Annotated in this window: 13 protein-coding genes; 3 read left to right on the top strand and 10 right to left on the bottom strand. The window is 48.8% G+C overall.

Annotated features, from left to right (window positions below):
* Positions 1 to 121 precede the first annotated feature (121 nt).
* Together KDD36_02495 and KDD36_02490 are read right to left on the bottom strand one after the other, a co-directional pair.
* Positions 122 to 478, bottom strand: coding sequence for a type II toxin-antitoxin system VapC family toxin (locus KDD36_02495; protein ID MCB0395494.1), 357 nt, complete (start codon positions 476 to 478; stop codon positions 122 to 124).
* Positions 469 to 678: a hypothetical protein gene (locus KDD36_02490; GenBank protein ID MCB0395493.1), complete on the bottom strand. Its 210-nt coding sequence runs from the start codon at positions 676 to 678 to the stop codon at positions 469 to 471. Before KDD36_02490 ends, KDD36_02495 begins: the two co-directional genes overlap by 10 nt.
* 381 nt (positions 679 to 1,059) lie before the next feature.
* On the opposite strand from KDD36_02490, the gene KDD36_02485 reads away from it, so the two are divergent.
* Positions 1,060 to 1,626, top strand: a complete 567-nt coding sequence (locus tag KDD36_02485) for a UbiX family flavin prenyltransferase (protein MCB0395492.1) — start codon at positions 1,060 to 1,062, stop codon at positions 1,624 to 1,626.
* A gap of 719 nt (positions 1,627 to 2,345) precedes the next feature.
* On the opposite strand, the gene KDD36_02480 is transcribed toward KDD36_02485, so the two are convergent.
* The 4 genes from KDD36_02480 to KDD36_02465 form a co-directional block, all read right to left on the bottom strand.
* A complete protein-coding gene (locus tag KDD36_02480; GenBank protein MCB0395491.1) occupies positions 2,346 to 3,353 on the bottom strand; it encodes a T9SS type A sorting domain-containing protein in 1,008 nt (335 codons plus the stop codon).
* Entirely contained in the window at positions 3,316 to 5,019 is a 1,704-nt protein-coding gene (locus KDD36_02475) for a pre-peptidase C-terminal domain-containing protein (protein ID MCB0395490.1), read from the bottom strand. Before KDD36_02475 ends, KDD36_02480 begins: the two co-directional genes overlap by 38 nt.
* A gap of 526 nt (positions 5,020 to 5,545) precedes the next feature.
* Positions 5,546 to 5,902, bottom strand: a complete 357-nt coding sequence (locus tag KDD36_02470; GenBank protein ID MCB0395489.1) for a helix-turn-helix domain-containing protein — start codon at positions 5,900 to 5,902, stop codon at positions 5,546 to 5,548.
* Positions 5,903 to 5,904: 2 nt separating this feature from the next.
* Positions 5,905 to 6,222: a type II toxin-antitoxin system HigB family toxin gene (locus tag KDD36_02465; protein ID MCB0395488.1), complete on the bottom strand. Its 318-nt coding sequence runs from the start codon at positions 6,220 to 6,222 to the stop codon at positions 5,905 to 5,907.
* A gap of 436 nt (positions 6,223 to 6,658) precedes the next feature.
* Between KDD36_02465 and KDD36_02460 the strand changes: the two genes are divergently transcribed.
* Positions 6,659 to 8,488 carry a T9SS type A sorting domain-containing protein gene (locus KDD36_02460; protein ID MCB0395487.1) on the top strand — a complete coding sequence of 610 codons (1,830 nt, stop codon included), beginning with the start codon at positions 6,659 to 6,661 and terminating at the stop codon, positions 8,486 to 8,488.
* A 56-nt stretch (positions 8,489 to 8,544) separates the two neighbouring features.
* On the opposite strand, the gene KDD36_02455 is transcribed toward KDD36_02460, so the two are convergent.
* From KDD36_02455 to KDD36_02440, 4 genes are all read right to left on the bottom strand, one after another.
* Entirely contained in the window at positions 8,545 to 9,978 is a 1,434-nt protein-coding gene (locus tag KDD36_02455; protein MCB0395486.1) for an efflux transporter outer membrane subunit, read from the bottom strand.
* Positions 9,979 to 9,995: 17 nt separating this feature from the next.
* Complete coding sequence (locus KDD36_02450; protein ID MCB0395485.1) at positions 9,996 to 13,241, bottom strand: efflux RND transporter permease subunit; 3,246 nt, start codon at positions 13,239 to 13,241, stop codon at positions 9,996 to 9,998.
* A gap of 26 nt (positions 13,242 to 13,267) precedes the next feature.
* Positions 13,268 to 14,353: an efflux RND transporter periplasmic adaptor subunit gene (locus KDD36_02445; GenBank protein MCB0395484.1), complete on the bottom strand. Its 1,086-nt coding sequence runs from the start codon at positions 14,351 to 14,353 to the stop codon at positions 13,268 to 13,270.
* A 209-nt stretch (positions 14,354 to 14,562) separates the two neighbouring features.
* Positions 14,563 to 14,763, bottom strand: a complete 201-nt coding sequence (locus KDD36_02440; protein ID MCB0395483.1) for a hypothetical protein — start codon at positions 14,761 to 14,763, stop codon at positions 14,563 to 14,565.
* A 557-nt stretch (positions 14,764 to 15,320) separates the two neighbouring features.
* Between KDD36_02440 and KDD36_02435 the strand changes: the two genes are divergently transcribed.
* On the top strand, positions 15,321 to 15,488 hold the full coding sequence (locus KDD36_02435) for a hypothetical protein (GenBank protein MCB0395482.1): 168 nt from the start codon (positions 15,321 to 15,323) through the stop codon (positions 15,486 to 15,488).
* Positions 15,489 to 15,715: the final 227 nt, after the last annotated feature.

Raw genomic sequence — 15,715 nt, 5'->3', positions numbered from 1 at the left:
AAGAGAAAAGAACTCGGTGACAATCTACAGGAATATAGAGCTAAATCACTGCGGCAATAACGGGACTCATTACCCTGGTCATTCTATGATTTATCCCAAGGGTTTACCAGGGCCAGGTCTTTTATCGCTTTGAAGTCGTAACATTGCGGGTGATCAAAGTAAGATCGTGGACAATAGCTGTAGCGGCAATGATCGCATCCGGGAGCTTTATCTTGTATTGCTTTCGAATGTTTGCTGTTCTGAGTTTTATTTCATGCTCTAATTCAATAACAATAATGTCATTGATAAAAAGCTGAATGGCTTCCAGATCCTTTTCTGTTGCAGCCTTCCAGCACAGCAATTCTATTTCCGTAATAGCTGAAATGCACGGCAGTGCTTTCTTTAGGGTGTTATCAATAAACCTTTCCGCTTTTTCCGGAAATTGCTGTTGCAGATAGTAGATGGCAATGTTGGTATCCCAAATATGTTTTACTCCCATCCGCCACGCAATTCATTAAGTTGGTTATCTATATCGGATAGCGATTGCTTAGACATAGTACCCTTGTGTCGTTGTGCCCAATTGACGGTGTGCGTATGATCCTTCTCCCTCCGCAAACGGATGAGTTTTAAAAGCTCCAGATCTTTCAGGAGTTTCATGGCTTTCTCATTAATGATATCAATGGTTATCGTTCGTATCATGGCCGTTTTATGCTTTCCGGTGGGTTACCTAACAAATTTACGGTTTTTGAATTACTTGGTTGCATATCGGAAGATGTTTGCCGGTATGTACTTGCCATGCAGAAGGTGGGATTGAAGGAATACGAACCGACGCAGGAAATTATCGCTTATGTGTTTTGATACGTGCATCGGAATCCTCGGCCATTTGCTTGGACACACTGGTTCCTCTTTTAATGATTGTAACCATTCTTCATCACTTTTTGTACTTATGAAGATAGGATAAAATCACGGCTCGATACAAAGCCATACCTATTTTCAAAGTGGCAAGCCAAACATTCAAGACTGCCCTCCTACCTACACCCACAGTTGCGGATTCCATCCCACCTCTCTACCTTTACCATCATGGGAAAGAAAAAGATCGTGATCGGGATCACCGGCGCCAGCGGCGCGGCGTATGCCAGGTTGTTGTTACAACAACTGGAAGGAATGAAAGACCAGATCGAAACAGCAGGCATCGTGGCATCAGACAGCGCCAGGGTGGTGTGGCAGGAAGAACTGGGTGAGTCCTTTCCGAAAGAAACTGCCTTCCCACTCTATACAAAAGACAACTTCCATGCACCTTTCGCTTCCGGATCTGCGGGCTATGATGCGATGATCATTTGTCCATGTTCCATGGGCACCCTCGGACGTATCGCTTCCGGAATTTCCAATGACCTGATGACACGCGCCGCCGATGTGATGCTGAAGGAACGCCGAAAGCTGATCCTGGTTGCACGTGAAACACCCTACAACCTCATCCATATCCGGAACATGGAAACCGTGACCCTGGCGGGTGGGATCATCTGTCCAGCCAGTCCATCCCTGTACAGCCAACCGGAAAACATCGAACAACTTTTATCTACTGTGACCCACCGTGCGCTGGCTTTGGCAGGTCTTGAGCCTGGCGGTTTTAGGTGGGGCAGACAATAGCAGCATACAGCAACAGCATACAGGGAGTGACGGTATACATTGCGATGTTTCAGTATGTTATTGGAGAACGGCAGACGATAAGAGGTCAGAGGTTAGACGGAACAGCATACAATAGCAGCATACAGCAAGAGCATACAGCATACAGGGAGTGGCGATATACATTGTGGTGTTTCTGTATGTTATTGGGGAACGTCAGACTTTAAGAGGTCAGAGGTTAGACGGAACAGCATACAATAGCAGCATACAGCAAGAGCATACGGCATACAGGGAGTGGCGATTTGCTTTGCGGTGTTTCTGTATGACGTTTTAGACATCGTAGAAAGCTTTATGTCGCCATAGATCCCTCGCTGCGCTTCGGGATGACAAGTCTGTTTTGTCTAAATGGGAAGAAAGGTGAAAGTGTGCGACTGAATCATCAGGATATGAAAACGTCAGTCGCGCACTTTCACCTTTCCACAAGCCTTATGATTTCTGTCATCCCGAAGCGCAGCGAGGGATCTGTCAACAGCACCATAGCATACAACCACCGTCGAAATGATTACCTACTCCACAATGTTTCGGTACGGCCTCACTGTATGCTGTTGCTGTATGCTCTTGCTGTAATGGTGTGCTCTTGCTGTAATGGTGTGCTGCTGCAACATAAAAAAACGGCCGCACAGAGGCGCGGCCGTTTTTCCTAACTAATAAACCTCATATGGCTCGAGGCATCTTCAAAGCGATTATTCAACCACAATTCTCTGGGTCGCTGTATGCTGTTCAGACTGAACACGCACGAGGTATACCCCTTTCGGTTGATTGCGCAGATCAATCGTTGACGTAGATGTCAGGCTTGATGCACCCAGTTGTTTCTGGTAGACCACCTCGCCGATCAGGTTCATCACGATCAGGTTTGCGCTGTTGGCATTTGGGAGGCCCAGGTTCACGTTGATCACACCGGTGGTAGGGTTAGGTGCAATACGCATCACGTTTTGCGCAGAGGGGTCATCGAGACCTGTGCATACATCTGTTACACCGGTAACTTGTGTTCTTTCACTGACACATCCTGGGCCTTGTACTTCCCAATCGTAGAAAAAGTAATAGTAACCCTGGTCCGTGTAGTTGTTTCCGGTCAGAGAAACGAGTCCACTCACATCGTAAGGATAGCTGGCACCTGCATTATTGCGGTAAAGGTCCACCAGGGAGCCGGTGATCTTCATGTAGTAGCCTGTGCCTGCAGGTACAGTCCAATCCAGTGTGATGCGTTGCTGACCATCAGCCATGTCAATGTCTTTGGTCTCGATCACATTGCCACCGTCACCATCGAGCAGTTCCACTGTTCTGGTACCTGCGCCATTGGCATCCACGAGTACCGATTTGATGGTCACATCGGAGATCACATCAAGGAAGATACCCCGGATATCGTTATCTGCGAAGTAGCCGCCGGCACCGACGGAAGCAGGTGTTGCGGGTCCGCCTTTGGCAGGGGCCGGAGCAGTTGACTCTTCCACCCAGAAGTTGGTATTGGCGGTGATGTTGGGTGAATAGGTACTTCCGGTATGAAGCAGGGTTCCACCGGTGGCTGCATCGTACCAGTTCAGGTCGCCGCCGGAAGAAGCGGTGGCGGACAAATTAACCACACCTGATCCGCAGCGCTCTCCGTCGACCGCAACAGGTGCGGACAGGACGGTGGCGGTTACATTCTGCGTGGTGTTATCCGAACCGAACTGATTGGTAACGGTCAGTTTCACCGTGTGTTCCGGACTGGGTATACTTGTGCGTTGCAACGGCGCTGGAAGATGTACCTCCGTCACCGAACTCCCACAGGTAGGTATCCACGGCATTCTGTACCACACCTTCGAAAGTGAACTCACCGCAGTTGTCGGCCGCATCAATGGATACGATCGTGGGTGGCACATCGGCACTTCCGGGAGGGTAGTTCCCGCTGATCTCGAAGTAGCCGAGGGATGCATAATCGGAATATCCGTTGGTCACGGGGTCGCCGTATCCCACGCCGTCAATTTCAATATAGTAAGTACCGGATTGCAACGTAGTGCTGATGCTGGCCTGGAGTCCAGTCGGGTTGGACTTGGTCACTTCCGTACCACTGGCATCGAGCAGCCTGGCCTGGATGTCAAGGTCGGCTTCGTTGGTCCATTCGCCGGTTCCGCTTTGGAAGTTAAAGCTTACGGAGCCGCCGCTGGTCATAAAGGAGAATACATCTTTATCTGTTCTCTTTGTAATGATACCGTTATTTTTCGATCCCATGACAGTACCATCGGTCTCCACGTCAATCTCTGTGGCGCTGTTAATGTCATCACCGTGTTCATCGGTACGGTAACCTACGCCGGGGTTACCTGCGATGATGGCAACATCGTCCTGGTAGTTTTGTCCACCACCATGGTGGGTGGCTCCGGCATACTCGCCTTTGCTCCACTGCCAGATAGCCCTACCACTGGTCTGGTAGTTGTTGCCCATGATGGCACCGTAGTTACCATGGCCACCCCAATAGTTTCCGTCTGAAGTGCTTCCGTCGTGTTGCAGACCGAAGGCATGGCCTGACTCGTGTGCACCGGTCACCGCCATATCACTCACGGTTTGTTCAAGGTGATTAAAGAACACCCAGCAGATATCCGTTCCATTATTGGCTATAGAACCGATATCGGCAACACCTCCACCTGAACCCCAGGTATTGGTATAAACCACCATGTGACGCGCTGCTTTGGATTTGGCATCAAAAGAAGCGCGTTCTGTAGATACATTGATGTTGTATGGGCGATAGTCTTCTGAGATAGCCGCCCAAACATCCGTGATAAACGCATTGGAGTAATTCGGGCCATTGCATTGTTTTGCACCGCCCATCTGGCTATTCCAGTATGAGTCGTTGACGTACTCACCATCAAAATCGAGGTAAAGCACAAAAGGCGCACTTGGGTTGCTGTTCAGCGCCGGTTGTGCCTGCACCTTATTGGCTTGTGGTTGGTTATTAACGGCGGTGACATTTTCCTTTCCGGGGGAAATGCAGATCAGTTGACCCACATCCACTTTGGTAATGATCACCTGACCGGATTTGGCGTCGGTGCTCACTTCATAACCTTCCTTATTATCGATCACGATCTTTCCGTTCACGCTGTGTTCGGTACCATATATATGGAAGATGGATGTTTTCGCATTCTGTACCTCACCATAGACGCGAAACACCTGGCTGGTGGTTTGATCGTCAATGATCTTTACATCAATGGCCTTTCCGGAAGGCAACTGCATGGATACGTTCTTGTTTACATGTTGCAGGAACATCCCGGCCACTTCGGGGATCGATCCAATGTTCATGGGTTTTTGCACATCCTGCCCCAACACACTGCCAGTCACGACACAGGATAGTGAAATACCGAATAATACTTTGTAGATGTTTTTCATAGCGTTCATACCTCAATTTTTGTTAACACCAGTTATAGAAACTTAACCTTCTGGTAAAAGGTCTTGGGAATCTTGTATTACAATTTGACATAAAATCATCATGAAAGCAATTCAAAAACCGGAATTTCTTAGCTTTTGAACAGTGCCGATTCACGCGATACTGCGGCCATTGCATGGGGGAAGGTGATCGGAGAACGATCCCTTATTATACGCAGACCCGGGCGACAATCGTTACACCCGGAATCGGACGAGTGGCGAAATTTTACCTATAAATAATACAAAATAACAAAGCAAACTACCGGATATCAGCACTTAGGGGGCCGTCATGGCGGGTTATTCAATCCGGCAGGTATAGCCGGTTTATGGGAGGGAGCGAGATTTAGTTGTTGAAAAAACGTTTGAAGGAGGTATAAAAAATCACTTGGCAGTCGATTGGGGGTTTGCAATGGGTGATCTAAGGAGGAAAGTCTATCTGGAGTTCGGAGGCATTAACAAAACAGAAGAGCATATCCTGTACAGTAAAAGTTCAATAATCCTTCACCAGCGTTTCCAACGGAATATTCAATACCTGGTGCAACTTTCTCACCATGTTCAGATTCAACTTACGATGCTTTTTGAAGATGTCGGTTACCCTGCTTTTATATCCCAGAATATTCGCCAGATCCTTGTTGGTCAAACCCTGTTCTTCCATTCTATACTTAATGGCCTCCAGGGGATCGGGAACTTCTATCACATAATGACGATGTTCATAATCCTCAATCAGCAATGCCAGCACATCCGCTTCATCACTCTCAGGTGTTCCCGGTTTTGCCTGGAATATTTCCTCAAAGCGACCAAGGGCTTCCCGGTAATCCTTTTTGGTTTTGATTCGTTTGAGCTTCATGTTTATGTCCTTTTCGGTTTATAAGCATCAATTGTTTCCGGATCGATCTTGTCATACGCAGCATGTGTACCGATGAATTTTATAAACAACCAACCCTTCTGATAATTGACCTCAGCGATCAACCGGTACACATTCCCGTTGATCTTAAAAATGGCCCGGCTATTTTTAATCGTCCGCGCCGTATTGAAATCTCTTGTCAAATCTCCCGGTTTCTTCCAACGTTTCGACAAAACATCATGATACCATTTCTCGAGCGTTTCCTTGCAATCCGGATGCTTACTGTAAAATGCCGTAACGGAACCCCGATTGTAGATATTCACTGTTATCCTGGAGATTATACTACAAAGATACAAAAGAGTTACCAAATTGGTTACTCTATACTGTTATAGGAAATGTTAGTAAGAAGACACGGAATGGCCAGACGAAGACACCCACCCATGTGACGATCCGGGCATCACATTAACCCAACTTATGCAGTAGGAGTGGAGGAACGAGCCGAACTATCTGTATTTAGTTGGGGTTATCCCTCCCGTACCTACGGGATAGAAAATCACTTTTCGGATGCACGCAGTACGGGCCGGAAAGGTTGATTTTCTTAATCGTTATGCAATAGAAGATTTTCTATTGCATAGTTTGGGATTAACCATTAACAACCATTCATTAGTCAGGTCCCGTGTTTCCTTAACTCCATGGTGTATTCATGAAAATTATAACGTACTTTCATGTAAACGACAACACCAACCAAACAATCTCCCGATGAACATACGCCCTACTCTTGTACTTATCCTGATATTACTTTGCGGACTCTGCGCCAACGCCACCACCTACTATTTTTCGGAAAGCACCGGCAACGACAGCTGGTCCGGCATGCTGCCCTACCCCGATAGCAATGGCAACGGCCCGAAACAAACCACCAGTGCAGCCAACACCCTGTTAAACAACACGGCGGTGCCGGGAGACTCGGTGCTGTTCATGCGCGGTGATACCTGGTCGGGCTCATCGGCTTCCCTGGCCCTGTCCACCTGCGCAGGACTGATCAACAACCCCATTGTGATCGGTGCATATGGCAGTGGAAGCAAACCGGTATTCAACAAGACATCCACCGGAGACATCATCCTGGTCAGAGGGACCGGTACACAGGGAGAAGAAAGCGCATACCTGGTCTTCAAAGATCTGTATCTCACCACCAACGCCACTCCGGGTAGCCGTCCGCGAGGCATCTACGTAAACGAATCGTTCTATACCTACAAGCCCCACCATATTACGTTTGATAGTGTGGATGTGTCCGGAACAACAATTGGAGCCGTACTTTATACCTGGGGACACACCATGCATCATTGCCACATCTCGGAGAACTACAACATATCCCCCGAGACCGGTCACAGCCAGGGCGTATTCGTTTCGGGAAGCAATATGACACTCACCGGGAATCATTTCGAGAATAACGGAAAACCGGATTCCTGGTTCGACTGGCACCTATACCTGGCACTTGGCGAGAATTACCACGTCGAAGGCAACGAGTTCAACGGGCACGTGGGTGCATTGAAAATACGAACAGTCAGGAATGCCGTCATCCGAGGTAATCTCTTCCATGACCTTTACCTCACTGCCATCAGCGTAGGTGGTGACAGCGACTACGGTTCTTCTAACATCCTCATAGAATCCAACACCATCCATCATACCGTGGACGGCATCACCATCAAGGATCAAAGCGGCGGCGGACTCACCGGCATCGATACACTCATCATCCGGAACAATATCCTCCACACGAACCAGGCACAAACAGTGACCAGTCTGGGTGATGGCTATGCCGGTTACCTGGGCATCACCAATGACCCGGTCAACCACATTGATATCTACAACAACCTCATTTACAATATCACGGATAAATATGCTGTGATGATCGACAACAGTAACCTGTCCAACGGCCGCATCAAGAACAACATCTTCCACCGGTCAGACACACAATCACCATTGGTGTCCATGCGCAGCGATGCGCTCAATGCATCGGAACTTGATGCCAACCTCTACCATTGCAGCGGCTGTGATGTGTTGGAGATCAGCAACACCACGTTTGCCAACCTGGCGCAATTCACAGCCCAGTATAGCGGACAGGAGATCATGGGGCAGGAGGGCGATCCGATGTTCGTCAATGCCCCCATCGACTTTCATCTGACATCACAAAGTACACTGGCTGTTGACAAAGGCGCGGACGCAACCGGAATATGTGACAACGATTTTGATGGCACCCTTCGCCCCCTCGACGGCGACCTTACAGGAGGAGCCCAATGGGACATCGGACCGTATGAGTATAACGGACCTACAGGAGATGTGCACCGGGACTTCGTGATCACCGGTCTCATCGCATTCCCCAACCCGGCAACGGAAGCGGTGACTTTGCTGTCACATGCAGCGGGAGTCATCCGCATATTCAATCCGGTTGGCGAGATGGTTTTTGAAACATCCATAGGTATTGGGCAGAACCGTATTACGTGGAACAATGCCGGCGGAGCTGCAGGAATATATGTGATTGAGTTCTCCGGTAACGAATCAACCACTTACCAAAAACTGATCTTCATAAAATAAATGAAGAACAAGCCCTGTTACTCAAAACCCTGACAGGGCCTGTTCTTCTCCTCCCGCTAATTCCAGCCGCCCCCCAGTGCCTGGTACATATTCACCAGGGCATTCAGTTGGTCCTTTCTGGTCTCGATCAATTCCATTTTTGCTTCCAGTGCATCGCGTTGAGTCATAAGCACCTCCATATAGTCAGCCTTGGCCGATCTGAAGAGGTTCGTTGAAATGGTGATCGACTGGGTCAACGCCTGCACCTGTTTTGATTTCAGGTCATAACTTTTACCCAGGTTATCGATCTTCGACAATTGGTTCGTGACTTCAACAACCGCATTCAGAATACTGCGCTCATAATTATGCACCGCTTGCAGCTGCTTTGCATTGGCGCTGTTGTATGCCGCCTTGATCTCATTCCTGTTGATCAAGGGAACCATCAATCCACCCGCCAGATTATAGATCATCGATTCGGGTGTGGTGATGAGGAATGCCGGATTGAACGCCTGATAACCCATGCCTGCAGAGATATCCAGAGAAGGATAGAACCTGGCCCTGGCGACTTTCACATCCAGTTTCGCGGCGCTCAGCTCCATCTCGGCCTGCATGATGTCCGGACGTTTTTGAAGCAACTGGGAAGGAATACCGGGTGCAACGGGATTTTTTATCGCGTCATCAAACACCTGGGAATCTCTTTGCACCGGTTGCGGTAACCTACCGACAAGAAAATTGATCCTGTTCTCCGTCTCGACGATCTGTTGCTGAATATAGAACCGGCTGCTCTGGTTCTTGAGCACTTCCGCTTCAAATTTACGGACGGCCAGTTCCGTCACCCGGGCAGCGTCTTTCTGCAACCTTACAATCCTCAGGGCATTCTGCTGGATCTCAATATTCCTTGTCACAAGGGTCAGTTGGTTATCAAGCGCCAGCAATTCATAATACGAATTCGCGATCTCTGCCACGAGGTTGGTAACCATGAAATTCTTTCCTTCCACGGAGGCCAGGTACCTGAATGTGGCCGCTTTTTTTGCGTTCCTCAACTTCTTCCAGATATCCAGCTCCCATGACACCCTCGCTGCAAGCAGAAAGTCAGTCAAAGGTTCAGGAAATTCCTCGCCGGGTTTGATCTCAAGGTTATGCTCCACCGCACCATCCCGGGTATAGCTTCCCACTTTGTCCGCACCTGCTTCGGCTCCCAGGTGAACGAAGGGAAGGTATTCTCCCTTGCTCGCCCTCACCTCATTCTGTGCGATGTTGATCTCCTGAAGTACAATATTCAACTCCTGGTTGTTGTTCAACGCCGTATCAATAAGTGCGGCCAGGTATGGATCATTGAAAAAATCCTTCCATTTGATACTGGCCATGTTCGAGGAATCGCGTGACCCGGAATAACTTTCCGGGACAACGGTATTCGCTTTTCTCTGCGTTGAATCCGGAATCGTGCATGCCTGGAAGATGAGTGGCATGCATGCGATGACCAGATATATATGTATGTTATTTTTAGTCATTGTGAACGAAATTTGAATTACGATTTCCCTTCTCTTCTCAGCAATCTTCTTAACACCCGGTTGATCTGTCGCAGATTTTCGGAGACTTTGTTCCTGTCTTCCGAAGCACTCACAAATCCTTCTGTCAACGGTTCATCATATTCATCCCTGATAAGCTGACGACCTTCGATGAGCTTACCGAAAATAAAATACAGTCCGGGAATCACGAGTACGCCGAAAATGGTTCCGACGAGCATACCGCCAAGGGATGAGCCTCCGATCGTTCTGTTCCCGATCGCCCCGGCGCCGGTGGCCATGATGAGCGGTATCAGTCCTGCGACAAAAGCGAAGGACGTCATGAGGATCGGTCTGAACCGGGTCCTGGCACCTTCAATGGCAGCCTCAAGTACCGTGGCACCCTGACGACGTTTTTGGACGGCAAACTCCACGATCAACACGGCATTCTTACCGAGCAGTCCCACCAGCATGATCAGACCTACCTGACCGTAGATGTCATTCGCCAGTCCCATCACCTTCAACAACAGGAACGAACCGAAGACCCCGATCGGCAATGACAGGATCACGGCCAACGGCAAAACGAAACTTTCATATTGTGCGGCAAGAACGAGGTAGACGAAGACGATCACCACAATGAAGATATAAAGGGCTTCGTTTCCGCGATTCGCCTCGTCAAAGGAAAGTCCCTCCCATGCGATGTCGAGTCCACGCGGCAATGTTTCGGCAGCCACTTCCCGGATCGCCGTGATGGCATCGCCGGTGGTATATCCCGGAGCGGGCTGTCCACGAATGGCCGCTGAGTTGTACATGTTATAACGGGATATTTCATTCGGTCCCTGCGTTTTCTTGATCCTCATGAAAGAAGAATAAGGCACCATCTCCCCGCTTTCATTTTTCACAAACAACCGCTTCAGGTCCGAAGGGAACCTCCGGTATTCAGGGGCTGCCTGGGTATACACTTTAAAGAATCGACCGAAGCGGATGAAGCCCTGCTCATAGGTACTACCGATCAGAATGTTGAGGTTCTCCATGGCCTTACCGATGGATACCCCTTTCTGCATGGCGATCTTGTTATCGATCTCCAATTCATATTGGGGATAGTTCGCCGCGAAGAAGGTAAAGAGTCCGGTCAGCTCTTTCCGTTTGGCCAAAGCGTCCATGAAGTCCTTATTCACCTTGTCGAATTCCTGATAGTCGGTCGAATTGGTTTTGTCGAGCAGCCTCATGGAGAAACCACCCGATGAACCGAATCCCGGTACTGCGGGAGGTTCAAAGTATTCGATCACCCCACCGAGGTCTTTCGACTTTTCTTCCAACTCTTCCATGATCTCGTGTACCGAATGTTTCCGGTCGGACCATTTCTTGAGATTGATCAGACAGGTACCGGCATTGGAACCGCGTCCTTCTGTCATGATCTCAAACCCGGCCAGTGCGGACACGGATTCCACGCCTTCCACCTCTTCACAGATCTTCTGCAATTGCTCTGCCACCTGGTTGGTCCTTTCCAGTGTAGCACCGGGCGGGGTTTGGATGATGGCGTAGATGGTGCCCTGATCTTCACCCGGAATAAATCCGGCGGGAAGCACCTTGTTCACACCAAAAATACCGGCACAGAATAAGAACAGGACACCGAAAGTGACCACCCGTCTGTTCACGATACGCTTCAGAATGTTGGTGTACCTTCCGGTCAGTTTTTCAAACCAACGGTTAAAGCGGTCGATGAACCAGGTGACCGGAGATTTCTTCTTCGGCTTACCATGATTATTCTTCAACAGAACCGCGCAAAGTACCGGTGTCAGCGTGAGGGCAACAATTCCCGAGATCACGATGGCACTGGCCATGGTAATAGAGAATTGCCGGTAAAACGTACCGACCGGCCCGGTCATAAATGCGATCGGAATGAACACGGCGGTCATCACCAATGTAATGGCAATGATAGCTCCGCTGATCTCACCGAGCACCTGCTGTGTGGCTTTGTAAGGCGTAAGTTTCCCATCGCCCTCCATCTTGGCATGCACGGCCTCCACCACCACGATGGCATTATCCACCACGATACCGATGGCCAGAACGAGCGCAAAGAGCGTGATGAGGTTGATGGACAGTCCGAATATCTGCATCACAAAGAATGCCCCGACGAGTGACACCGGAACGGCGAGGATAGGGATCAGCGTCGAACGCCAGTCGCCCAGAAACAGGAACACCACCAATGCCACCAGGATGAAGGCATCCCGTAGCGTATGGGTAACCTGCTCAATGGAGGCATCCAGGAACTGGGATACATCATAGCTGATCTTATAATCCATGCCGGGCGGAAAGTCCGCTTCCATTTCCTTGAGCTTGGCTTTCACCTCTTTGATCACATCACTGGCATTGCTCCCGAATGACTGCTTGAGAACAATGGCTGCAGACGGGTAGCCGTCAAGGTTCGAGTAGATGTCGAAGAATTCGGGGCCCAGCTCAACGGTGGCCAGGTCCCTAAGATGGATGATCTCCCCTTCTTCATTCGCTTTGATGATGATGTTCTCGTACTGTTCGGGTTTGCTATACCGGTCCTGGTAGACCAGCACATACTCCAACGACTGTGCGGACTTCCCGGAGCTTTGTCCAAGGCGTCCCGGTCTTCCGATAATGCTTTGCTCCTGCATGGCCTCCATCACTTCTTCGGCGGAGATGTTGTATGCTCGCATCCGGTCGGGTTTCAGCCAGATCCGCATAGCGTACTGGCGGCTTCCCAGGATCTGCGCACGCGCCATACCCCTGATGCGTTGCAGTTCGGGGACCATGTGTACGTTTGCATAGTTATAAAGGAACTTCTGATCGGCATGCTCGTCTTTGCTGTAAAGACTAACGTACATCAGCATACTGGGCTGTATGGGTGTGATCACCACACCCTCTCGTTGCACCAATACAGGTAGCAGTGGCATCACCTGATCAACGCGTGTTTTCACCCGCACCACTGCCTGGTTGGGGTCGGTGCCCGGCTCGAATATCACCTGTATTGTCGCTTCACCGGCACTGGTAGCATCCGATGAGATGTACCTCATACCTTCCACTCCGTTTATTGATCTCTCCAGTGGAATCAGGGTAGAGTTCACAAGTACATTGGCACTCGCACCCGGATAAGCAATGAAGATATGCACCGATGTAGGTGCGATCTGAGGAAACTGGGAGATAGGAAGCTGGAAAATGGCCAGCGTCCCGGTAAAGATGATGACAAGCGAAATTACGATAGATAGTACGGGCCTGTGTAGAATCTTACTAAACATTTTCTTTGCTGTTATAAGTGCTTACACTACTCCGTGTACAATTCCAGTTGAGCCAAAGCCGCTTCGGGCTTCAGATACTCATAGGCGATCTTGTCCTTATCCCTCACCTTTCGCAGGCCTTCAAGCAGGATCTTGCTTCCGTCTGCCAGTCCGGATTTCACCTCATACAAATGCGGCATTTCTTCGCCAACGGTGATCTGTTGAGATCGCACGACGTTGTCTTTATCAATGACGAATACATACTTCTTATCAAGAATTTCGAACGTGGCTTTCTGCGGAATGAGCAAGGCATGTTTGAGCGGTTTTCCCATGAGGATACTTCCGGTTTCTCCGTGCCGGAGTAGTCTGTCTGGGTTTGGGAATGTAGCCCTGAATGCGATGTTGCCGGTCTCATTATTAAAATCCGCTTCAATGGTTGTCACGGTGCCCTGGTGATCAAAGAACTTGTTGTTGGGCATCAGCAACTGTACCGTCATCAGGCTGTCTTTTTTCACTGCCGAGCGGTAGTCCAGGTATTCAGCTTCGGGCACATTGAAATATACCCACATGCTGCTGTTATCGGACAGGGTTGTCAGCAGTTCACCCTCATCCACCAGGCTTCCCAGCCTGACATGAAAATGATCCATCAAACCGTCAAAGGGTGCCCTGATCTCGGTGAACTGGAGATGTGCCTGTGCCAGCGCAAGCTCTGCCTGAGCCTTGTCAAGTTCTGCCTTGGCAAGTGCCAGTTCATTCGGGGAAACGATGTTGCTGTCGGCAAGTGCCTTTGTATTCTGGTATTCGATGCGAGCGAAATCCGCTTCCGCCTGAGCCTTCTGGAGTTCAGCCTTATACATCAGGGGCATGATGGTGAACATGATTTGTCCCTTCTTTACAAGTTGTCCTTCATCCACAAAGATGTTTTCGATGTATCCCCTTTCCAGGGCCCTTAGTTCGATGTGTTGGGCCGAGCGTACCTGACATACATAGTCCTGGGAGACGGAGGTATCGGTTCGCATCGGGCTGGTGACCAGGAATTTTGTTTCCTGTTCATGGTGTTCCTGATGTTCTGTCTGACAACTTGAGTAGGCCACAATAGCGGTAAGGCCTATCAGCACTTTTAAATTATTCATCACGAGAGGTATTTGAATTCAACAAATTGGTATATGGTTCTCATTCTGCACCAAAGGACAATGCCCTGGGTGGTGAACACATAATCCTTTTTAAGACATGTGTGCGGGATAGAAAAATGAATCAGCGGATGTGCAGGACGAGGCATATGCCTGCATCATGCGATGCCTGTAAGATAACCGTGGAGGACCTTAAGGGCGGTGGGGTATTATCAAAGCCTGAAAACCTCGTAGAGGATATACAGGGGGGTACCTGGGTGATCGTTGTGCAGTTGACCGCGATCAGAAAAGGGCGGGGCATTGATCTGATAAGACAAATACTCCCGTTGCACGTTGATGGCCGGAAAATATCTTACCTTCTTTTTGACGAATTCATCATCTTCTTCCATGTCCTGTTGTTCGCCAGGAATCATACAGAACGGGGATGAGACAGGATGGGAATGGTCTTGAGAGGTGATTACCGATTGATCCGGTGAGTAGGATGTATTGAAAAAGGAAACTTGCTGGTTCGTTGCCTGAATGTTGCTGACAACGGATTTTCCAAACGAAAAAAGGAAAGCGGTTAAAACGAGGACCGGAAGTAAAATCTTTGTAATACCCTTTAACATACCATCACTGCACTATTGCGGAAGCAAAATTATAAAAAATCAAAATGCGCCACATCATTCATGATCACCATCACCCGTTCGGTTAGACGAGCTTATCCTTGAAAACTGTGAGTTGCTGATTTGTTGAGACGAAGGAGGTAATGCGTTAATCACTTCAGGAGTTTCAGATATCATAGGTTAGATGGCATCGTTATCATCTTCGCGATCTACTCTTCTATTCAAAGATCCTTTGCTTTGAGTCATCATCAACCGGGCCTCATCAAGAAACTATTCACTTTGATTTTCGTTATCTTTGTTACTGACCCAAACGTAAGACAATGAAGGTTATTCTTGACATAAAAGATAATAGAGGTGCTTTCTTTATGGAATTACTAAAAAGTCTTGACTACATAAAGGTGGTCAAAGAGATCAAGGATAAACACAAGAGTCAGGCCATCCAGGATTTAGCAGAAGCCCTTAATGATGCTGAACTTCATGAGCAGGGAAAGAAAAAGTTGAAGTCTGCCAAGGACCTGATGGATGAGCTTTGAAGTAATTGCCACCGAACCTTTTGAACGCAAGCTTAAAAGATTGGCAAAGAAGTATAAGTCAATCAAAAATGACCTTGCGATTTTATTCGACTCTCTTTCCGAAAACCCTGTTCAGGGAACGCAGGCTAGCGCGGATTTGTAATCCGTGTCTTTAATTCACACATCTGCTAACCAGCGTTGTACATATTTGCATTCTAGAGGAAAATCCAGGTTTTGATATGACCATA

The organism is Flavobacteriales bacterium, assembly GCA_020435415.1.
Taxonomy (GTDB): domain Bacteria; phylum Bacteroidota; class Bacteroidia; order JACJYZ01; family JACJYZ01; genus JACJYZ01.
This window is presented reverse-complemented; position numbering and strand designations above follow the sequence as displayed.